Source organism: Caballeronia grimmiae (genome assembly GCF_022879615.1).
GTDB classification, from domain to species: Bacteria; Pseudomonadota; Gammaproteobacteria; order Burkholderiales; family Burkholderiaceae; genus Caballeronia; species Caballeronia grimmiae.
In genome coordinates, this window is sequence record NZ_CP084273.1 from 605072 (window position 1) to 625556 (window position 20485).

The 20485-nt window shown below is 63.3% G+C and carries 15 protein-coding genes; 4 read left to right on the forward strand and 11 right to left on the reverse strand.

What is annotated here, in order from left to right; genetic code table 11:
- Positions 1-9: 9 nt before the first annotated feature.
- From pelF to LDZ21_RS22085, 8 genes are all read right to left on the reverse strand, one after another.
- Positions 10-1581: a GT4 family glycosyltransferase PelF gene (pelF, locus tag LDZ21_RS22050; RefSeq protein WP_244796076.1), complete on the reverse strand. Its 1572-nt coding sequence runs from the start codon at positions 1579-1581 to the stop codon at positions 10-12.
- Positions 1578-2612 (reverse strand): tetratricopeptide repeat protein, encoded by a 1035-nt coding sequence (locus LDZ21_RS22055; RefSeq protein ID WP_404980723.1) that lies wholly within the window; start codon positions 2610-2612, stop codon positions 1578-1580. Before LDZ21_RS22055 ends, pelF begins: the two co-directional genes overlap by 4 nt.
- A 7-nt stretch (positions 2613-2619) precedes the next feature.
- Entirely contained in the window at positions 2620-4047 is a 1428-nt protein-coding gene (locus LDZ21_RS22060) for a PelD GGDEF domain-containing protein (protein WP_244796080.1), read from the reverse strand.
- A 6-nt stretch (positions 4048-4053) separates the two neighbouring features.
- Positions 4054-4590: a penicillin-binding protein activator LpoB gene (locus tag LDZ21_RS22065; protein WP_244796081.1), complete on the reverse strand. Its 537-nt coding sequence runs from the start codon at positions 4588-4590 to the stop codon at positions 4054-4056.
- Between the two features lie 51 nt (positions 4591-4641).
- Positions 4642-8445: a tetratricopeptide repeat protein gene (locus LDZ21_RS22070; protein WP_244796083.1), complete on the reverse strand. Its 3804-nt coding sequence runs from the start codon at positions 8443-8445 to the stop codon at positions 4642-4644.
- The gene (locus LDZ21_RS22075) at positions 8420-11344 is read right to left on the reverse strand and encodes a bifunctional glycoside hydrolase/polysaccharide deacetylase family protein (RefSeq protein ID WP_244796084.1); all 2925 of its coding nucleotides are present in this window, start codon (positions 11342-11344) and stop codon (positions 8420-8422) included. Before LDZ21_RS22075 ends, LDZ21_RS22070 begins: the two co-directional genes overlap by 26 nt.
- 278 nt (positions 11345-11622) lie before the next feature.
- Positions 11623-11928 (reverse strand): protealysin inhibitor emfourin, encoded by a 306-nt coding sequence (locus tag LDZ21_RS22080; protein ID WP_244796086.1) that lies wholly within the window; start codon positions 11926-11928, stop codon positions 11623-11625.
- Positions 11929-11970: 42 nt separating this feature from the next.
- Positions 11971-13047 (reverse strand): M4 family metallopeptidase, encoded by a 1077-nt coding sequence (locus LDZ21_RS22085; RefSeq protein WP_244796087.1) that lies wholly within the window; start codon positions 13045-13047, stop codon positions 11971-11973.
- 334 nt (positions 13048-13381) lie between these two features.
- Between LDZ21_RS22085 and LDZ21_RS22090 the strand changes: the two genes are divergently transcribed.
- From LDZ21_RS22090 to LDZ21_RS22105, 4 genes are all read left to right on the forward strand, one after another.
- Positions 13382-13687, forward strand: a complete 306-nt coding sequence (locus LDZ21_RS22090) for a DUF485 domain-containing protein (RefSeq protein WP_244796088.1) — start codon at positions 13382-13384, stop codon at positions 13685-13687.
- Positions 13684-15354 (forward strand): cation acetate symporter, encoded by a 1671-nt coding sequence (locus LDZ21_RS22095; protein WP_244796089.1) that lies wholly within the window; start codon positions 13684-13686, stop codon positions 15352-15354. The genes LDZ21_RS22090 and LDZ21_RS22095 overlap by 4 nt, the downstream gene beginning before the upstream one ends.
- Before the next feature lie 148 nt (positions 15355-15502).
- Complete coding sequence (locus LDZ21_RS22100) at positions 15503-16294, forward strand: phytanoyl-CoA dioxygenase family protein (RefSeq protein WP_244796090.1); 792 nt, start codon at positions 15503-15505, stop codon at positions 16292-16294.
- A 75-nt stretch (positions 16295-16369) separates the two neighbouring features.
- Positions 16370-17287, forward strand: coding sequence for a LysR family transcriptional regulator (locus LDZ21_RS22105; protein ID WP_244796091.1), 918 nt, complete (start codon positions 16370-16372; stop codon positions 17285-17287).
- A 13-nt stretch (positions 17288-17300) separates the two neighbouring features.
- Here LDZ21_RS22105 and LDZ21_RS22110 read toward each other — a convergent pair whose 3' ends face one another.
- The 3 genes from LDZ21_RS22110 to LDZ21_RS22120 are packed head-to-tail and all read right to left on the reverse strand — an operon-like array spanning position 17301 to position 20485.
- Positions 17301-18128 carry an ABC transporter permease gene (locus LDZ21_RS22110; RefSeq protein WP_035960245.1) on the reverse strand — a complete coding sequence of 276 codons (828 nt, stop codon included), beginning with the start codon at positions 18126-18128 and terminating at the stop codon, positions 17301-17303.
- A 25-nt stretch (positions 18129-18153) separates the two neighbouring features.
- Positions 18154-19395 carry an ABC transporter permease gene (locus LDZ21_RS22115; protein WP_244796719.1) on the reverse strand — a complete coding sequence of 414 codons (1242 nt, stop codon included), beginning with the start codon at positions 19393-19395 and terminating at the stop codon, positions 18154-18156.
- Between the two features lie 43 nt (positions 19396-19438).
- The gene (locus tag LDZ21_RS22120; protein WP_244796092.1) at positions 19439-20485 is read right to left on the reverse strand and encodes an ABC transporter substrate-binding protein; all 1047 of its coding nucleotides are present in this window, start codon (positions 20483-20485) and stop codon (positions 19439-19441) included.

Here is a 20485-nt window from a genome sequence, read left to right on the forward strand (position 1 = left end):
GTGTAGTCGTTATGCGTCGCCGATAAGCCGCTCATATAGCTTGCGATATGCGCCGACCATGCGTTCCTGCGTATAGAAGCGTTCGACGCGCGCGATGCCCGCCGCCTGCGCCGCGCGCCAGTTGTCTTCTTTCAGCAGTTCGAGCGCGGCATCGGCGAGTGCGCGCGGGTCGGCAATCTGCACGACGCGGCCTGCCGCACCCAGCGCCCCGTCGTCGCCGGGCAAGCCGTAGATCAACTGACGGCACGAGCCGACATCGGTCGTCACGGAAGGCACGCCCGCTGCAAAACCCTCCAGTACCACGAGTGGCAATGCTTCGGATATCGAACTAAGGACGAGAACGCCGCATTTCGGAAGCAACTCGTCGATCCTCTGAAAGCCGAGAAACTTGACCTTTCCTTCGAGACCGAGACTTTCCACGAGACTGCGGCATTCCCGTGCGTATTCGGCGTCCTCGTCCTCTGGTCCGGCGATCCATGCCTCCGCATCGGGCTCCTTGCGCACGACCGTCAGCATCGCGCGAATGAAGGTCTTGATGTCCTTGATCGGGACGACGCGGCCAATCAGGCACAGCGTCTTCGGCACGCCGGGCGCACGCTTGTCACGCAGCGCCGAAAGCCTCGGCAAGTCGACGCCATTCGGTATGCTCGCGGTCTTTTGCGACGGCGCCCCATCGGCGACCTGTCGCTGACGGTTGCCTTCGTAGAGCGCGATGATATCGGCCGCGGCGTCGTAACACACGCGCCCGAGCGTCTCGAAGAAGCGCACCCATAGATCGCGGAAATAACCGACCTGCGAAACGTCGCGCTCGAAAATGCTGCGGTTGTCGCGTATCCACTGGCTCTGGAACAGGTCGATCTTGCGTTCCTTCGTATAGATGCCGTGTTCCGAAACGAGCAGAGGCCGGCCGGTCCGGAAGTGCGCGAGCGCGCCGAGAAACCCCGCGTATCCCGTCGACACCGTGTGATAGACACCGGCATCAGGCAAGCCATTGGCAATGCGTGCGAGCAGCCACAAGGGCTTGTGCATCACGCGTACGGTCCAGAAGTAATCGACGAAGGAAGGATCCGTGCAGCGCTCCCGATACTGCTCCGTAATGGTCTTCCAGGCCTCGTGCGAATAGAGAAATTCGCTCTCCGACAGGCGGCCATCGGGGGCGAGGTCCTTGAGCATATCGCGCAGCATCGAACCGGCGGCGGCACGCATCGCCGGATTGCGCATGGCTTCGTGCAGTTCTGCCGATTGCGCAAAGGCCGCGCGATCCCCACGGCGTTTCTCGGCTTCGGGCGCGGCTTCAAAGTCGTACAGGAAGTGATTTTCCTGATGCACGACGTTGGGCGGCAATGCATACGATGCCTTCGGATAATCCTGTGGACGGCTGCCGAGAAAGCAGAGCGCAAAGGTGAGATCGGGAAACGCGCGGATCATCTGATTGACCCAGCTCGATACCCCACCGCTTACATACGGGAACGTCCCTTCGAGGAGCAACACGACATCCGCGCGCGTGGCTTTGGGTAACGCAGTGCTGAGCGCAGGCCAGGTCTGCACGGACGCTGCATCGGGAAGGGCAACGGTGTTCATGTCGAGCCTTTGCGAAGAGTGGCGAGCGAGCCGCGCCAATAGTCGAGCACGGGCTTCATGACGGGCAGGATCGCGGACGGGCTCATTTGTCCGAGCAGCGTTTTAACCCGCGCGAAATCGCCGCGCAAATAAGCGGCTTCCGCGAGATAGGGCAGCATGCGATCCCGTGCGAAGCCGTGTTCGATCGCGCGTTCAAGCAAGCTGTCGGCGGCGTCGAGATCGCCGCGGTCCAGCGCGAGCCGTCCGCGCATGCGCCACAACGCGGCGTCGGAGGGCTCGATATCGAGTGCAGCGGCGGCGTAGGCATCGGCCTGATCGGCTGCGTTCCGATAGACGTCGCCCTGAACGAGATGCGCGTAGATCAGCTCGCCATAGAGTTCGGCGAGCGTCTTGTTGACTTCGTAACGCTCGCGCGGCTCAAGCTGCATCGCGAGCTTCGGCCGTTGCGCGAGGATGCGCTGCGTAAGCTGCTTCTCCTGACTGTCGAGCATCCCGTAGGCGAGCAGGCGGATATCGTCGAGCGGATCGGCGAGCATGCCGCGCAATAGCGGACTGATGGTATGCGCGGGCATCGACTGCATCGCGAGCAAGGCAGTCATGCGCAGCGATGTCACCGCTTCGGCGTTCTGTAACTCGGCCTTCAGGCGCGCGCCGCGTCCATATGAAACATGCGGAATCAAATGCGTCGCGAACTCCGGTTCTTCGACGTAAGCAATATGGCGAGCCTGCACGCGACGCGGCAACGCAAGCGCCACGATCATTGCGCCCACGGAAACCAGCGCGCCGCCCGCCGGTACCGCGAAATTCAGCAGCCACAGATAGCACCATGCCCCTTTCGAGCGATATCGCTGCGGCAGGGTCCGCCAGCACGCAAACGAGATCAGCGCAGCAGCGACGCATTGCAGCGCGAGGCATATAAGCAGCACCCGCGTTGGCGGGCCGCCTTGCGCAGCGAGCACGAAAGCGTAGGCCTGCACGACGACGCCACAGATCGCTGACAGCCACGCGAGCGCCAGAATCGTGCGATGCATCGCGCGCTCAGTCTTCGACATGACACAGCCTCAGAAAGTGATGCAGGCCTTCCACGGGCGAATCGGCGGAAAGGCGCATTGCGTGGGTCGCGACGTGAGCCGATTCGAAGTCGGCGCCAAACTGCGCGCGCAGATTCTCTTCAATGCGCAGCAGATAGCCCGCCACCGCGCTTTCGCCCGAAAGCGGCATCAGTGTGAGCACGACGCGCCGCGCCGGCGTGATGATCGGCCACTGCGCATCGAGCGAGCGTCGCAGACGCAGCACGTGTTCATGCAGCGATGCGCCGAACTCGGTCGTATCGAAGACCAGCGCGACGAGCGACGACTCCACAGCCGTATCGCGCAGCAGATGCACGAGGCGGGCATAGTCGAGTGCGAAATCATAAGGACACCGTGGGAACGCTTGCAGGATCGAGCGGCTCACATCCGCATGGCGCACGCTGTCGGCGTAATAGCCGCATAGCACGAGCAGGAACTGGAGATTGTCGCGGGTCATCGCGAGAAAGGGCATGCGTTCCACGACGAGCAGCGCCACGTGCCGCCCGGCGGCGTCGAGCAAGGGCGCGACCGCGCGATAGCGCGTGCCTGCATCGGTCGCATTCGATTCGGGATGCGTCAGCACGAGCTTGTCCAGCGCCTCGCTGACGAGCGGATCGCCCATGTCGAGTTCGAAGGGATCGCCGACGCTGGCAACCGGCGTCGTCGCAACCGTGCTTCCGGTCCATGCAAAGAGGCTCGCCGTTTCGAGCTGACACGCCTGCGCAGCCGTCTTCAGAAAGCGCGCGGCGCCTTGCAGCGGGCCATCGTCCTCGTCGTTGAGCGCGAGCGAACGCAGACGCGCGAGAGAATCGCGTAAGGTCGCGGGGCGCGCAAGCACATCCTGTTCGAGCCGCTCATGCGACAGGCGCAACAGAAACTGATTTTTCGTGAGTATCGACAGCCGTTCGGCGAGATAGTCGTTGGCAATGCGCGCCTGCCGCTGACGTCCGATCCAGATATCGCCGAATTGCCCGCATAACAGCGTGAGCACGAATCCGCCGAAGAAGAAGCCGCCGGGAAATGCGGCGTGCGCGTGGGTGCCGGTGGCCCACTGCGGCGCTTGCCATGCGAGCAAAAGCAACAGTGCGCTGCCCGTGCCCGCGAGCGTCCCGTAGCGCAGCGCGAAGACCACAGGCACGAGCCAGACCCAGCCGAAGCCGGTGCGCGAGAGCAGCGGGTCGGCGGGATCGACGAACCAGCAGACTACGAGCAGCGCGATGGTCGCGACGACGACTTCCATCGCGATGAACGCGGCCCGCCTGCGCGAGATGCCCGATGGCGCGAACACGCGCGCCCACGGCATGTCGCGGGCGACGGACTGTCCGCTTTGCGCGACGCGCTGGCGTCGCGGATTGGCGTCGTCCTGGCTCTTGCCGCTACCTTCGATTGCGGGCATGGCGGCTTACTTTGTCAACGCGCCGAGAAGCGACTTCTCGAGCTTTTGTGCGACGCCCGAAAGAGCATCGCGGCTCCATCCGGTGCGGCTGCCCGCCGCGCTCCAGACGACCTTGCCGCTCGCGACATCGACGACATCGAAGGTGAGGCCCACGGCCGGCTCGCCATCGACGCCGACTTTGTAGCGCCACTCCGTGACCGTGCCGGTCAGCGCGTAACGCACGTTCTGCGATCGCGCCCAGGCGAGCGCCTTCGCGTTAGCGTCGGGTTTGGCGGTATCGAAGAGCGTTTCTTCGTCGCCGGTGTCGGGGTATCGCGTGAGCTGTATTCCATTCGATGTCAGCAGGCTTTGCGCAATCGCCGACGCGCGCAAGCCCGCTTGCGGCGTTTCCGTGCGATTGGCGATCGGCAGCACGGTCCAGCTTGCGTTCCTGTCGAGCGCGGCGGCGGCGGTGTCGCTGTGATCCATCACTGCGCATGCGTTGAGCGCAAGCACCGCGTATGTGGTCAATAACGCGGCTTCCAGTCGTCGTGGCAGTCTCATATGTCCTCTCCGCTTGCTTCGTTGTTCGATGTATATGTCGAGCGAGCGTCGCTAGTACAGCCAGCGGTAACGCACGCCGTATTCCGTGAACGCCTGCGTGCGTCCGGCCGTTGCGCCGGCATGCTCGTAGTAGACGAGCGCCTGGTCGTTGCCGAGCACGCTGCCCGCGAGTCCCACGCGCACTTGCGCGGTCCAGCCCTGGTTGGAATCGTGGATCGGCCCGGCAGCAAAGAATGGCCGCCAGCCGCGCGTATAGCCTTCGGGCAGATCGTCGCCGAAAGAAAACAGCACGCCTTCCTGCGTGAACGACTGCGGCATGAACTGGGTCGCGGTCAGTGGCGTGCCGGCGGGCAACAGCCGCGCGAGCTGGCTGCCGGGAGTGCCCGACGCGCTGTACTGTCCATGCGTGAAGACCGCGCGGATCGTGTAGTCGGGATAGTCCGCTCGCAGCTTGTAGCCCGCGTTGAAATCCACCACCGCCCCCGTGCCGAGAAACGACCGGTCTTGTCCATGAAAGCGGTCGTATTCCACGCGCCCGCCGACGAACACATGCGGGTCCGGCCGATAATTGAAGCCCACGCTCGCGAGATCCTTCATTCCGCCGACGATCAACTGGCTCGTTTCCGTCGCCGCCTGATTGAAGCCGAGCGCGTAGTTGAAGCTGAGCGTTTGTTGTTCGAAAAGCGTTCCGTCGATACGAACCGTCGTGAAGTCATCGAGTGCATTGCGACGGCCGATGCTCACGCGCTCGCTGTCGTCGAGGCCGAGATGTCGCCACGCGAGCAACAGCTGGCGGTCATGACGCGGCACGTTGACGAGTGTGTTATCGCCGTGCTGGTTGCGTTCCGCGTAATAAAGCGCGAGCGATTGCGTCGGCGACAGCCGCAGGCCTGCGCCGATGCCGGTTTCCGTGTACGACAGTCCGCCCTGATCGACGATCCTGAAGTGCGGCGCGATGGCCTGCGCGTTGCGCAGCAATTGCTCGCGCAATATCTGATTGACGATTTCATCGTCTGGCAGCGTGAACTGCTGTTCGAACGCGTGCGTTTGCACGTCGCCAAAGCGGCCAGTCGTGGCTTCGGCGTCGAGCCGGTTTTGACGCGGTATCCAGTCAGCTTCGGTATCGAGCAGGCGATTCAGCGTCGCGCGATCGTGTTCGGCGAGCGCGATCGTCACTTCGGCGTAGACCGGGCGCGTCGCGCTGTCGATGTACTGGCGCAAGAGCCACAGGCTTTCGGCGTCGTAGGCCTCGTGTGATTGCAGCCAGCCGAGCGCGGCTTCGCGGGCGACGGCGGAATAGAGGCGCTGCTCGTTCTCTTCGCGATGCGCGGCGCTTTGCATTGCGTCGTCGCTCGCGATGATTTGATTCGGGGTACCGATGGATTGGTCGTCTTCCCGCAGCAGCTCGATCAAGACTTGCCGCGATGCGTCGCCGCCCGCGAACTGGTCGGTGAGGCCCACCATGCGGCCGCGCAGGTCGTCGCGCTGTTCATCGTCGAGGGCAAGCGGTTGTTTGCCCGATGCACGCAGCGCCATCTGCTTGCGCCACACTGCGTTGCGCACGCGCCATGCATCGTCGATGCGCCCGTTGAGTTCCAGCGCATCCGCATAGCCAAGCGCCCACAACGGATCGTCGCGGCGCGACGCGGCCTGTTTGTGCATCATGTGCAGCGCGCCACGCGCATTGCCGAGCCGCAAATACGCGGCTGCATACGGCGCCCAAAGCGCGCTGTCGCGTTCGCTGGAGCGTGCGTAGCGGGCGAGGGCGGCGCGCAGTTCGGCATCGCTGCCGCGCTCGTTCAAAGCCCAGAGCAGCGCGGCGCGGGCTTCCTGATCGGCGGGTGCAATGACGAGCGCCGCGCGGGTGTCGGCGAGTGCGCCGTCGGGGTCGCCCGCGCGCCGGAGATACTGCGCACGCGCCAGCAAGAAGCGCGGCGAGCGCTCGGCTTGCTCACGAGCGGCGGGATCGAGCGAGGCCAGCAATGCGCCGATGCGGGCAGTCGCACGGGCGCGCAGGTAGTCGTAGATGGCCAGTTCGAGCAGAGGCTCGCGGCCCGTGCGGCGATACGCGAACTCGGCAATGCGTCCCGCTTCAAGCGGCTCGTCATCGTAGAGCGAGACCATCGCGGTGAGATCGTCGGGAGATGCCTGGCCGCCTTCGACAAGTCTGTCGTAGCCTTCGCGCGCCTTCTGGTCTTGCTGGCGCAGCGTCGCCATCATCGTGTAGAAGCGCCAGAAGTCGCCGTTCTCCGCGCTGGCGTGGCTCTTAGCGGCATCCAGCACGGCGAGCGAACGATCGAAACGAGCGCGCGTGTAGTACATGAGACTCAGCTTGAGCGCGTAGGCAGGATCGGGGCCGAACTCGGTCATCAGGTGTTCGTATGTTTCGATGGCGAGATCGTCATCGCCTTTGCGTTCGGCGAGGCTCGCATAACGCTCAAGCACTTGCCGGCGATAAGCACCCTTTGCACGCGCTTGCAGAAAGCGAAGCGCGGCATCGGGATCGGCCTGCGCTTCATAGGCGCTCACGACGCGATCGAGCTGCTTCATGTCGCCGGGCGCACGGTCCGATTCGTGGATGGCCGCGGCGAGCATTGCGTCGATGTCGCCGAGGGCAGGGGCGAAGCGCTCCACTTGCTTCCAGTATTTGTCATCGCCATGCGTGCGGGCGAGCACGAGATAGTTGGCGAGCGCGACGTCCGGCGCATGGTTCCATTCGGCGACCTGCGCCAGACGTTCGCGCCATTCGACGGATGCGGGATCGCGATCGACCGCCGTTTGTGCAACGCGTTGTGCGGCTGCGAGATCACCATTCGCCAGAAAGACTTTGAAGCCAAGTTCGTAGTCGGCGGCATCGGGGAGTTTGCGCGTCGCTTGTACATCCGCTATGCGCCTGATGAAACGCCCCGGCGAGCCGCGCATGCACGCGCGGGCGCAGATCGCCGCGCGTGGCGTTCGTGCGCTAGCGAACGTCGCCAATCGCGCCGCGTTCTTGCGCGCCGACATATCGAGCAGGCGCTTCGCATAGCGGCCCGCGATGTCCGGTCGCCCGGCGGCCAGCGCAAGCCGTGTCAAATAGCGCAGCGTTTCACGATCGCCCCCGAGCGAGCCGATGTGCGCATCGGCGGCAGCGAGCGCATCGGCGAGACGGTTCCCGGCCTGCAACGCCTGCACGCCCGAGAGGAACAGACGACGCTCGTCGTCGGGTGTCGCGGCATGCGTCTGCGCTGCGAAGAATGCATCGGCAGCGGCAGCGTGATCGCCCGCAGCGAGCTTCAACTGGGCGCTTTGCGCGAGCCAACGCGAGGCTTCATCGGGCTTCAGTCGCGCGAGCCGCTCATAGTACCGACCGGCGAGCGCGCCGTCGTTCAATGCACGCGCCTTCGCCGCAAGGGCTTCGAGTTCGGCCGCATCCCACGGCTTGTCGATGGCCTCTTTGAGCAGCGCATCGAACTGGGCAAGCCGCGCGGTGCGTGCAGGATCGCCCGGCGCAAGGGCATACGCCTCTGTCTCGGCAAGCTCGATACGCACTTTCAGCGCCCGCGACTGCGCCTGTGGATCGCTCGAAACGGACAGCCGCGTGAGCATCCGTTTTGCATCTGCAACGCGCTGTGCCTTCAGATACTCGCGCGTCAATTCATTCAGCACGTCGGTGTTGTCGGGTTCGATGCGCAGCCACGCTTCGAGATAGGCAATGGTCAGCGTATCGGCTTCGCGGCCTTGCAGCAGCCGCTCTTGCAAGCGTTCGCGCGGAAACGCAAGCACGAGCATGAGCGCGACCAGCAGCCCGAAAGCCGCGATGACGAAGGGCGAGAAAAGCCGCTGGCGATCAGCTTGCGCAGACGACATCGACATGAACGGCATCCGATTCAATGCGCTTCGATGCGGGCGGCGAATACACGCGACGTCCCTGCGCGATGGCGGGAGCAAGCGCACGGCCATTTGCCCTGACAACGCATGCATTCGCACGCGCCTCGCCGCCGATGGCAAAGTGCGGCGCGACATGCGACGCGAGTTCGAACGAAAAGCCCTGCGCGGTGCGCGTGAAGCGATCGACGACGCCGTTGGCTTCCGCGAGATACGGCAGCTTTGCCGCATGCGCTGCATCGACGATGCGAAAGCGCGCATCGGCCCCGCTCAGGCTGACATAAACGCCGCCCGGCCCCGCGTTATATCCGAGGACGCCTTCCGCGCTCGCAAGGTCCGGCACGCGGCCTTCCGGCAGGCGCACGGTGCGCAGATCGCCACTGCCGTGAATGCGCCAGAAGTCGCCGTCGCGCGACACGTCCATGCGCTCGAAGTCCTGCACTTTGCGCGCATATTCGGACGCGTAGACGGGCATCAGCGGTTGCGCCGACAATGCGCGATACACCTCCGACAAGGTCTTCACCGATGCATACTTGGTGCCGGAAAACATGTGGTAATAGACATCGACCGGCTTGAAGCGAATCGGCGTCTCCGTCATGTCGAAGGTTTCGAGCACGCGCTGATAGCCGTAGTACGGTCCATGCCACAGGTCCGTGTACGGCTCTTCGTTCTGGTTCGGCGCGAACACCTGAAAGAAGCCATCCTTGTTCACGCCGAGCGGCGCAATCGCAGCCCAGCTCGGATAGCGCTTCGTGATGAGCGTGTCGCCGCCGTTCATGTTGTAGACGCCCGCCTTGTCCGCCGCCTGGATGACGCTCGCCGGAACCTGACAGTCGCCGCTCCACAGCAGCATCTTCACGCGCTTGCCGGCGGGCGCGAGCTTATCAATGTAGCGAATGGAGCCTTCGATTTCGCGATCGGTGTCGTAGCGATAGCCGGGAATGTCGATCGACAGTCCGTTGTAGTTCGCGCGGCTCGCGCCCTCGGCGGTGTCGTCGCCGCTGGATTTGCCGAGGCCCGTCACGCGCATCCACTGCAACGGATGCGTGTAGGTGTGGCTCGCCATCTCGACGTTCGGCAGCGCAAACAGCTCGCGCGCGATGGCGCGCAGGCGTGGCGCATCTTTAGGGTAGGGGCCGTTGTCCGAAATCTCGCCCTCGATGACGGACACAGTAGTTGGCAGACCGAACTGTCGGATCACGTTGTAGAGCGCGTCGTCGGAATACTGCGGCGATGCGTTCGTCGATACCTTCATCGTCCCGCCGTTCACGTCGAACTCCGCGCGCGAGGCGAGGCCATCGCCGTCGATGTGCGTCATCAGCAAGCGCCGGCCGTTCTCCGTGGTCGGATCGGGCGCGGGCATGTCTTCGGGAAGGCGCAGCGCCGCGCGAAAGAAGCGGATCGGCTGCAGAACCCAACGCGCCTGATTGGCCATCGGCATGTCGAAGACGGCGAAGGGGCGCATCGCGTAGCCGCCCCACGGGGTGATCGCGGCAGCGTCGATAGTGAAAGCGTTGCCCGCATCCGCCGATGCAAGCCGCAACAGCGAGCGGCTGCGCGCGCCGACGCGGACGTTCGCCGTATCGTGCGGATCGGGTTGTGGCTGCATCTCGAAGCCCATCATCGAGGCATCCATCGATTCGACCCGCAATCGTTTGCCAGCGCGGCCTGCAACGGGTTCGAGGTCTAGCTTGCGCGCCAGGTCGCCGCTCATGTCGACACCGAACGTCGTCAGCATCGCGACGGGCGTGTGATTGTCGACCTGCGCTTCGAGCCAGTCGCGAAACGCCGACGGGTCAGGCACCGGATAGTCGAGCCACACGACGACGCCCGCATATCGCTTCGACAAATCGCCTTCGGGCAAAGGCTTCGCAATGTCCGCGAATTCCACGCGATAGCCGAGCCAGTTGAGCGGCATCGACACATAGCGCACGCCCGGCGTCACGTTGAGATCCGCGCCGGGCGCCACGTCCTGAACGACGAGAATCGTGCGCGATGCACTCGCAGCCGGTAGCATCGCGGCGCGGGCGGGGCCGGTCCCGACGGTTTGCAACGCACCGTCCGTCACGTAGGGAATGAGGCCCTGCGCGGCGATCTTGTCGACAGCATCGCGCGCGCATTCGCGATCCGCCGGCGGGCAGTAATCAATCGACAGCACGGGCAGTCCGTAACGTTCGCGCAGCGTGCGCGTCTGGCCGAGAAGCCACTCGCGGTCGGCTTGCGGCACCGCGACATACCGCTTCGCCGCCTGATCCCATCCGCGATACAGCGACTCGAACGCGACCGCATACGCGAGGTCGTGAACCTGCGGCATCAGTTCGAATCCGCGATTGAAGATGAGCCGCGCGTCCGGATAGCGCGCCTTGATCGCGCGGATGACCGCGACGACGCCGGCTTGTTGTTGCGCGCGTTCGTCGTCGGAGCGGGCGATGGATTGATAGGAGTCCAGTGTATCCAGAAAGAAGCCGCGATAACCGCGCTCCCACAGCGGCGCGATGACACGTTCGACGAAGAACTGCGGCCATCCGGGCGCGGATTGGTCGACGATGCGCGACGCCCACGCCGCATTGCTGCCCTTGAGCCACGCGGGCGGCATGTCCTTGTAATATGCACGCGCGGGCGTAATTTCGCCGACGCTCACATAAGCGAACCACTTCGACTGCGCCGATCGGGCGGCGTGCGCGGACGGCGAGAAGCCGCTGTCCGGTTCGACGACGACGGCATCGAACGCCGACAACTGGCCGACCGGCACCGGCGCGCCGTAGTAGAGCGCGATGGATGGCTCGCGCGCGGGTTCGTCGGCGCGTGCGGGAAGCAGCGTGATCGCGAGTGCTGCGGCGAATATCGACGCGAGGGTGCCTCCAATGCTGCGTGACAGCGTGAGCATCAGGCAGCGTGATCGCGGGAGCGGCGCGCGTTTGCTGCGCGAGATGCGGCGGGTTCGATTGGAATGTCGTGTCGTCTCATATCGTGGGCCATCGCGGCGTGCTCGCTGAAGTTGGACAGGCGTTATCCGCGCGGCTCGCGACGCCGCGCCGAATGTTCAGAGCAAATTGAGTGCCAGCAGACGTTCGCACGCCGTTGCGTCTGCACTCTGGCTCTGACAAGGACAGACCCCCGCCGCTTTACAATGCGACAGGTAGATCCGACAGCATTCGCGAGCAATCACCGGCGCCCATGCTGCCTGATGAACACCATCAGCGCGGAGCAAGCGGGCGGCACGGCAGGATCGGCGCATCGCAGTTCGATGTCCCCATCGCCCGAAACGATGACGATGCGATACGTTCGCCCGTCCGGCACCGGCTTTGCTTCGGCCCGTGGCGCGGCAGCCCGTTGCTCGCGTGCGGCCGATACGAGGCGTGACAACTCTTCGCGGTCAGCGGGCGACAGATCGCATTCGTCGATGACAATGGGCCGTGCAAGGCCGGGAAAAAAGCCGACGCCCCCGTCGATGATCAGTTCAGCGCGCACAGACGACTCCTTCTGCATGCCATGCGAAGTGATGCTCGCGGATCACAATACGCCGACCGTATCCCACGCCTTGCTGACGGCCTTCGACTCTGCGCTGCCCGCGCCGAAGATGCGGTCAGCGTTCGATACCGTGAGCTTCGCGAAGGTCTTGAAGTTGACGTTCGGCTTCAGGTGCGTATCGTTGAGCGTCTCATACCAGATGCGCCCGGCCTTCTCCCAGGCGTAGCCGCCAAGGTCGAGCGCGGCCAGACAGAACGCGCGGTTCGGAATGCCCGAATTGATGTGGACGCCGTGATTGTCCTGCGCCGTCTGGACATAGTGCGCCATGTCGGCGGGTTGCGGGTCCTTGCCGAGCACGGGATCGTCGTAAGCGGTGCCGGGCTCTTTCATCGAACGCAGTGCGACGCCGTTCACGCTGCTCGTCAACAGGCCCGCACCGATCAGCCAGTCCGCCTCGCTCGCCGTTTGCTGCAGCGCGTATTGCTTGATGAGCGCACCGAATACGTCGGACACGGATTCGTTCAGCGCGCCGGACTGACCCGAATAGGCGAGGGCGGCTGCGTGCTCGGTGACGCCATGCGTGAGTTCATGGCCGATGACATCGAGCGCAATCGTGAAGCGATTGAACAGCGAGCCGTCGCCATCGCCGAACACCATCTGCTGCGAATTCCAGAACGCGTTGTCGTATTCGACGCCGTAATGCACGGTGCCGACCAGCGGCATGCCTGCATCGTCGATGGAGTTGCGCTGGAATACCTTCAGATAGAAATCGAAGGTCGCACCGAGGCCGTCATAGGCTTCGTCGACGGTGACATCGTCGGACTTGGGAGCGCCTTCGGATCGCACGAGCGTGCCCGGCAAGGTCTCCGTATTGTTCGCCGTGTAGATGCTGCGGTGAGCCGACGGCGCGGCAGCCGGCTTCGGGTGCACGCCGCGTCTGGGCGCGATCATCGCCGCCTGAACGGAGCGGATCTGCCGGAACGTGTGGTCGGCGCTCAGGGCTTCGATGGCGAGCGAGCGCTGCTGCGGCGTGCCCTTTTTAGCGATCTCCTTGAGCATATGCGGCGGCAGGATGCAGTAGATCGGATGGGCTCGTTCATGGCTGGCTTGATTGCACATGGTCTTCTCCCTGATTTCGAGTGAGCGAGACAGCTTGGCGCACGTTGACTTCGGCGATGCCGAACGGTCGATCGGCTCGTCCGTGCGGCGCGTGTCGTCGTGAGGAAGTTCTGCGGAGCCGTTACAACGATACGTGAATCACGCGCAATCATCACGTTTCATGCCGCGCTTCACGCAGTTTGCCGCCGATACCCCCGCGTAAACCCCGCCGCTTACCGTCCCTTCGCGTAAGAAACGGGTAAGCCGGCGCACGTACCTTAGTGCGTCAGCGCAAAAAGAAGATTCAGAGATCATGCATCGCGCGCGCAAACATCACCTTGGCAGGAGACACATCATGGATGTACAGGTCGCACAGACCATCAAATCGAGCGCGGCCTATCGCGAACTCGTCCGCAAACGCTCGACGCTCGGCTGGACGCTCACGGCGCTCGTGCTAATCGTCTATTACGGCTATGTGTTGCTGATTGCATTCGACAAGGATCTGCTCGCATCGAAGATCGGCGCGGGCGTGATGACGTGGGGCATGCCGATCGGCCTGTTCGTGATCGTCTTCACCGTCGCCATTACCGGACTCTACGTTCGTCACGCCAACAGCACATACGACGAACTCACCGAGAAGATCAAGCGGGAGGTCGAATGAACGCTCGACGCATCTTTACTGCAAGCGCGCTCATCGCCACTGCAACCGCTTCCAGCACTGCATTCGCAGCGGGCGGCGATCTCGGGCAGGCGGTCAAACAGGCCACGAACTGGACGGCGATCAGCATGTTCATCGCGTTCGTCGTGGCGACGCTCTTCATCACCAAGTGGGCCGCGAAAAGAACCGGCTCCGCTGCCGACTTCTATACAGCGGGCGGCGGCATCACCGGCTTTCAGAACGGCCTTGCGATCGCCGGCGATTTCATGTCGGCGGCATCGTTTCTCGGCATCTCGGCGGCGGTCTATACGAATGGCTACGACGGTCTCATCTATTCGATCGGCTTTCTCGTCGGCTGGCCGATCATCACGTTCCTGATGGCCGAGCGGCTGCGCAATCTCGGACGCTTCACCTTCGCCGATGTTGCCGCGTATCGCTTCCAGCAGGGGCCCATTCGTGCGTTCGCGGCATCGGGAACCCTTGTCGTGGTGGCGTTCTATCTGATCGCGCAGATGGTCGGCGCGGGACAGCTCATCAAGCTCCTGTTCGGCCTCGAATACTGGATCGCGGTGGTGATCGTCGGCGCGCTGATGATGGTGTACGTGCTGTTCGGCGGCATGACCGCGACCACCTGGGTGCAGATCATCAAGGCGTGTCTGTTGCTCGCGGGTGCATCGTTCATGGCGTTCATGGTGCTCTGGCAATTCAACTTCAGCCCCGAGGCGCTCTTTGCGAAAGCCGTCGATGTGCATGAAAAGAAGGCCTCGATCATGGGGCCGGGCAATTTCATCAAGGACCCGATCTCGGCTATTTCATTCGGCATTGCGCTGATGTTCGGCACCGCTGGCCTGCCGCACATCCTGATGCGCTTCTTCACGGTGCCGAATGCGAAGGAAGCGCGCAAGTCGGTGTTCTGGGCGACGACGTGGATCGGTTACTTCTACATTCTCACGTTCATCATCGGCTTTGGCGCAATCGTGCTGGTGTCCACCAATCCTGCGTTCAAGGATGCGGGCGGCAAGCTGCTCGGCGGGACCAACATGGCGGCGGTGCATCTTGCGAGCGCGGTGGGCGGCAACGTGTTCCTCGGCTTCATATCGGCGGTTGCGTTCGCGACGATCCTCGCGGTGGTTGCGGGCCTGACGCTCGCGGGGGCGTCGGCGGTATCGCATGATCTTTATGCGACCGTGTTCAAGCACGGCAACGCGTCGAGCAAGAGCGAACTGCATGTATCGCGTGTGACGACGGTCGTGCTCGGCTTCGTGGCGGTGGTGCTCGGCATCGTGTTCGAGAAGCAGAACATTGCATTCATGGTGTCGCTTGCGTTCGCGGTCGCGGCTTCGGCCAACTTCCCGGTGCTGTTCATGTCCGTGTTGTGGCGAGGATGCACGACTCGCGGCGCGGCGGTCGGCGGCTTCCTCGGGCTGCTCTCCGCAGTGGCGCTGACCGTGCTCTCGAAGGCCGTGTGGGTGGATGTCTTCCACTTCGCCAATGCGCCGTTTCCGTATGCATCGCCCGCGCTGTTTTCGATGGCGATCGGCTTCGCCGGCATCTGGCTCTTCTCGGTGACGGACAAGTCCGCGCGTGCGCGGATCGATCAGGCCGGCTTCGATGCGCAGACCGTTCGTTCGGAAACGGGCATCGGCGCGGTGGAAGGCGCGAGTCACTGAGTCTTTCCATAGGCGCGGCCGGTGAGGATGCTCGCTGGTCGCGCTCCAGCATTTTCCTTTCGGGGTTATAGGTTTTTCATTATTTCCCCGGGCAATATGTCGTGACACCCTTATCGAACATCAGCGATCTTCTCACCTGGAGAATCACATGTTCGAAGAAGAGAAAGAAGCGTTCGCACGCGATGGCGTTACGGTGCTACGCGGCGTATTCACGGAATGGATTCCGACGCTGCGTGAGGGCGTCGCGATGAACATTGCCGAGCCGGGTCCGGATTTTCGCGACTATACGGCTGGGAAAGCGACAGGACGCTTCTTTGGCGACTATTGCAACTGGGAGCGCATCCCACCGTTTCGACGCTTCGTCGAAGAGAGTCCGGCTGCGCGTATCGCACGCGAACTGATGCAGTCCGACCGTGCGCGCATCTTTCACGAACATGTGCTCGTGAAGGAGCCCGGCGCGGACAAGCCGACGCCCTGGCATCACGACGAGCCCTACTACTGCGTGAGCGCGCGGCAAAGCGTCAGCATGTGGGTACCGCTCGATACCGTTCCGCGCGATACATGCGTCGAATTCGTCGCGGGTTCGCATCGCTGGGGCAAGCTCTTCAGGCCACGAAAGTTCACCGGCGTAAGTTACGATCGAAGCGTCGACGGTCTCGAAGACATGCCGGATATCGAAGCGCATCGCGAGGAATACGACATTCTCGGCTGGGACTTGCAGCCGGGCGATGCGATCGCGTTCAACTACTTGACGGTGCACGGCGCGCCCGGCAACCGGCAAGCGGGCAACTCGCGCCGCGTGGTGTCGTTCCGATGGCTCGGCGATGAAGCAATGTATGTCGATCGCGGCGGCGAGACGTCACCGCCCTATCGGCATCTCGCGGGGCAGCTCCGGCACGGCGATCCGCTGCCGGAGAAGGAGTTTCCCTTCATCGGCTGATCGAAAGACCGGGCGGCACGGAGTGATTCTGTCCTGCTACCATCGACTTCCCGGTCCTTTCGATACAGCGCGCGCATGGCCACTTCCTTCACGCTGCGTCAGCTCAAATACTTCGTTGCGACTGTCGATCATGGAAGTGTCGCGGAGGCATCGCGGCAGCTTTTTATCGCGCAGCCGTCGATATCCGCCGCCATCAAGGGGCTGGAAGAAGGCTTTGGCACGCAGCTTTTCATCCGCAGTCATGCACAGGGTGTATCGCTGACGCCAGCGGGCGCGCGGTTCTACGAACAGGCACGCGAACTCTTGCGCAGCGCGAGAGAGTTCGAGCAAAACGCACTCGCGGAAGGAGATGTATCGTCGGGCAGCGTGGATATCGGTTGCTTCGAGACCTTCGCGCCGCTCTATCTTCCGTCGCTGATTCGCGGCTTCAACACGGTGTATCCCGGCATCGAGATTCGCGTGCGCGATGGCGATCAGGACGAATTGCTGCAAGGGCTATTCAGCGGCCGCTTCGATCTCGTCATGGTGTATGAACTCGGGCTCGATGCGGCCATCGATACGCATCGGCTGACGCGTCCGCAAAGCCCCTACGTGTTGCTGCCGGCGTCGCATCGTCTCGCAGGGCAGGCGATGGTCAGTCTTTTCGATCTATATGAAGAGCCGCTGATTCTGCTCGATGTCGCGCCGAGCCGGAATTACTTCGTCGATCTGTTCGAGCCGTTCGGAGTGACGCCGCGCGTCACCTTCAGTTCGCCGTCGCTCGAACTCGTGCGCGGCATGGTGGGGCAGGGCTTTGGCTATTCGCTTCTTGTTACGCGCCCGCCTTCGTCGCTGACTTATGACGGCAATGAAGTGGTCGCGGCGGAGATTGCCGAGGACGTATCGCGTTCCGCGCTCGTCGCGGCGTGGCTCAGGCGCAATCGGCTTACCACGCCGGCGCGTCGTTTCGTCGACTATGCGGAGAAGATGCTCGGCGAAGAACTCGGGCGATGAGTTCGGGCGCTGACTAAGCCAGCGCCTCGCTCGCCGTCGCCGCACGGGCGCGCAGCCAGTTGATGCTTGCGAACAGCAGCACGGCGAACACGATCAGCATCGTTGCGACGGCGAGAATCGACGGATCGATGGAATCGCGGATGCCACTCCACATCTGCCGGGGCACGGTCTTCTGCTCCGGACCGCCGATGAACAGGATCACGATGACTTCATCGAACGAAGTAGCGAACGCGAACACGCTGCCCGTGGCCACTGCAGGCGTGATAAGCGGCAAGGTCACGCGCCTGAACGCGGTCCACGGCTTTGCACCTAGCCCCGACGCCGCCCGCAACAAGCTCTGATCGAACGATAGCAGCGACGCCGTCACCGTGATGACCACGAACGGCGTGCCGAGAGCCGCATGGGCAAGCACCACGCCGGGATACGAGTTGACGAGACCGAGCGGCGCAAAGATGAGATAGAAGCCCGCCGCGACGACGACGATCGGCACGATCATCGGCGAAATGATGATCGGCATGATGACCGAGCGTAGCGGAAACTGCGCGCGCGAAAGACCGAGCGCGGCAAGCGTGCCGAGACAGGTTGCGATCAATGTCGAGGCCGCACCGATGCCGATGCTGTTGAGCAGCGCGCGCTGCCAGTCCGCGCTCGTAAGCGCCTGTTGATACCAGCGCAACGAAAAGCCCTGCAACGGGTACGAGAAATACGAGCCCGAGTTGAACGAGAGCGGGATGATCGCGAGGATCGGCGCGATCAGGAAGAACAGCACGAGCGCGGTATGCAAGCGCACCCAGCGCGCGGCGATGCGTTCGGTCAGCACCGTGTTGCGTTTGTCTTGCATGAACGTTCCTTCGAATGCGAGTGCCTCAGCCGAAGCGCAGACGGTCGATGCCCACGATGCGGTTGAACAGGAAATAGAAGATCGCCGTGAAGATCACGAGGTACGCAGACAGCGCGCCCGCGAGCCCCCAGTTCAGTTGCGTGTTGGTCTGGATCGCGATGAGCTGGCTGATCATCTCGTCGCCTGCACCGCCGAGCAGCGCGGGCGTGATGTAGTAACCGAGCGCGAGCACGAATACCAGAAAGCATCCCGCGCCGACGCCGGGCAGTGTCTGCGGCACGTACACGCGCATGAAAGCCGTGAACGGATGCGCCCCGAGCGATTTCGCCGCGCGCACGTAGACGGGGGAAACGCTCTTCATCACCGAGTAGATCGCGAGGATCATGTACGGCAGGAGCACGTGTGTCATGCCGATCAGCACGCCGGTGCGATTGAAGATGAGCGGCACCGGATGCGTCGCGATGCCGAGCCCCGTCAATACGCTATTGATGACGCCGCCCGGCTGCAAGAGCACGTACCATGCGGTCGTGCGAACGAGCAGGGACGTCCAGAACGGGACGATCACGAAAAGCATCAGGCGGTTGCTGCTTTTCGCGGGCAGATTCGCGAGCAGCCACGCAACGGGATAGCCGAGCACAAGGCATAGCAGCGTGACCGTTGCGCTGATGGAGATGGTGCGCGTGAACGCATCGCGATATACCGCCGCATTCGACGGCACCGATGCGATCGCGCCTTGCGGCGTGACTTCCGCATCGACGGCGGCAAGCAGATAATCCGGCGTCGGCGATGCGGCCGCACGTTTGAGCAAACGCCATATTTCGGGCGAGTTCCATCGCTCGTCCATGCCGATCAATGCGGGCTTCCACGCGGGCGAAGCATCGTCGCGAATGCCGCGCGCCGTGCGCATCAAGAGGCTGCGAAACTCGGGCTGCGCGAAGTTGAGCCGGCGCGCCACATTGCCGAGCTGTCCGCTCTCGCGTGCCTGCGCGAGGCCCGACGCGAGCAATGCGAACGTCCGCTCGTCCGGCACGCCGTGACCGTCCCACGCATCGAGGGCGCGCGCGAGCGCGGGCATGCTGTCGGGCACTTCGTGATTCTGCACGCTGCGTGCGAGCAGCAGCGCAATCGGCGCGATGAATGTCGACAGCAGAAACACGATCAACGGCAACGCAAGCATCAAGGCCTGCATGGATGCGCGCCGTTGGGCCTTCTGATAGGACGCACGGCCCGCGGCTCCGGTCGGAGCGCCCTGGGCCGATGCGTGCAGATGAGTGGTCACGGTCAAGATGGACTCTCGTTCTACAGGGCCGTTACTGCGTCAACCACGCCTGGAAGCGCTTGTTGATCGCATCCGCGTTGTCGGCCCAGAAGCTCGCGTTAACCTGCACCGCGCGCTTGAAGTTGTCGGGCGCAGTGGGCAGGTCGGCGAGACGTTGCTTGTCGACGAGCGGAATCGCGTCCTTGCGCGGCGGCGCATATGCGATGTACTTCGAGAGATCGGCCGACGCCTTCGGCTGTGCCTGCGATACGATGAACTTCGCGGCCGTATCCGCATGCTTGGCGCCGGCGGGAATGCCCCACCATTCGAAGTCGTAGAGCTGCCCGTCCCATACCGCCTTGAAGGGCTTCTGGTCGCGCTTGACGGCGTCGTCGATGCGGCCGTTATAGGCCTGCACCATCACGACGGCACCGTCCGCGAGAAGCTGCGGCGCTTGCGCCCCCGACTCCCACCACACGATGTTTTTCTTGATCGTATCCAGCTTCTTGAACGCGCGATCGACGCCGGCGGGCGTGCCGAGCACCTTGTACACGTCCTTGGGATCGACGCCGTCGGCGATCAGCGCCCATTCCATCGCCACCTTTGGCGACTTGCGCAGCCCGCGCTTGCCGGGAAATTTCTGCAAGTCGAAGAAGTCGTTGACGGTCGTTGGCGCGGTCTTGAGCTTGCTCGTGTCGTAGGCATAGACGGTGGACCACACCATGCTCGCGACCGCGCAATCCGTGATCGAGCCGGGAATGAAATCGCTCGTCTTGCCAAGCGAATTCTTGTCGATCTTCTTGAGCAAGCCTTCATCGCAAGCGGTGATGGCGTCGTTGCTTTCCAGGTCCATCAGGTCCCATGTCGTGTTCTTCGCCTGTTCCATGGCCGACAGTTTGGCGAGACCGCCGTCATACGATTCGGTCGAGAACGTGACGCCCGTCGATTGCGTGAACGGATCGAACCAGGCCTTCTTTGCAGCGGCTTCGAAAGCGCCGCCAAAGGTCACAACGGACAGCGTTTCTGCTGCTTGCGTCGTGACGGTGGCAAAAGCGAGTACGGCGAGTGCGGCGCATTGTGCTTTGATATGAGTGCGCAT

Bases quoted from the DNA above. Each gene is read 5' to 3' on its own strand.
- LDZ21_RS22095 (WP_244796089.1), top strand. From the start codon at position 13,684: ATGAACGCTCGACGCATCTTTACTGCAAGCGCGCTCATCGCCACTGCA.
- LDZ21_RS22090 (WP_244796088.1), top strand. From the start codon at position 13,382: ATGGATGTACAGGTCGCACAGACCATCAAATCGAGCGCGGCCTATCGC.
- LDZ21_RS22105 (WP_244796091.1), top strand. From the start codon at position 16,370: ATGGCCACTTCCTTCACGCTGCGTCAGCTCAAATACTTCGTTGCGACT.
- LDZ21_RS22110 (WP_035960245.1), bottom strand. From the start codon at position 18,128: ATGCAAGACAAACGCAACACGGTGCTGACCGAACGCATCGCCGCGCGC.
- pelF (WP_244796076.1), bottom strand. From the start codon at position 1,581: ATGAACACCGTTGCCCTTCCCGATGCAGCGTCCGTGCAGACCTGGCCT.
- LDZ21_RS22075 (WP_244796084.1), bottom strand. From the start codon at position 11,344: ATGCTCACGCTGTCACGCAGCATTGGAGGCACCCTCGCGTCGATATTC.
- LDZ21_RS22065 (WP_244796081.1), bottom strand. From the start codon at position 4,590: ATGAGACTGCCACGACGACTGGAAGCCGCGTTATTGACCACATACGCG.
- LDZ21_RS22085 (WP_244796087.1), bottom strand. From the start codon at position 13,047: ATGTGCAATCAAGCCAGCCATGAACGAGCCCATCCGATCTACTGCATC.
- LDZ21_RS22060 (WP_244796080.1), bottom strand. From the start codon at position 4,047: ATGCCCGCAATCGAAGGTAGCGGCAAGAGCCAGGACGACGCCAATCCG.
- LDZ21_RS22120 (WP_244796092.1), bottom strand. From the start codon at position 20,485: ATGCGCACTCATATCAAAGCACAATGCGCCGCACTCGCCGTACTCGCT.
- LDZ21_RS22070 (WP_244796083.1), bottom strand. From the start codon at position 8,445: ATGTCGATGTCGTCTGCGCAAGCTGATCGCCAGCGGCTTTTCTCGCCC.
- LDZ21_RS22055 (WP_404980723.1), bottom strand. From the start codon at position 2,612: ATGCATCGCACGATTCTGGCGCTCGCGTGGCTGTCAGCGATCTGTGGC.
- LDZ21_RS22100 (WP_244796090.1), top strand. From the start codon at position 15,503: ATGTTCGAAGAAGAGAAAGAAGCGTTCGCACGCGATGGCGTTACGGTG.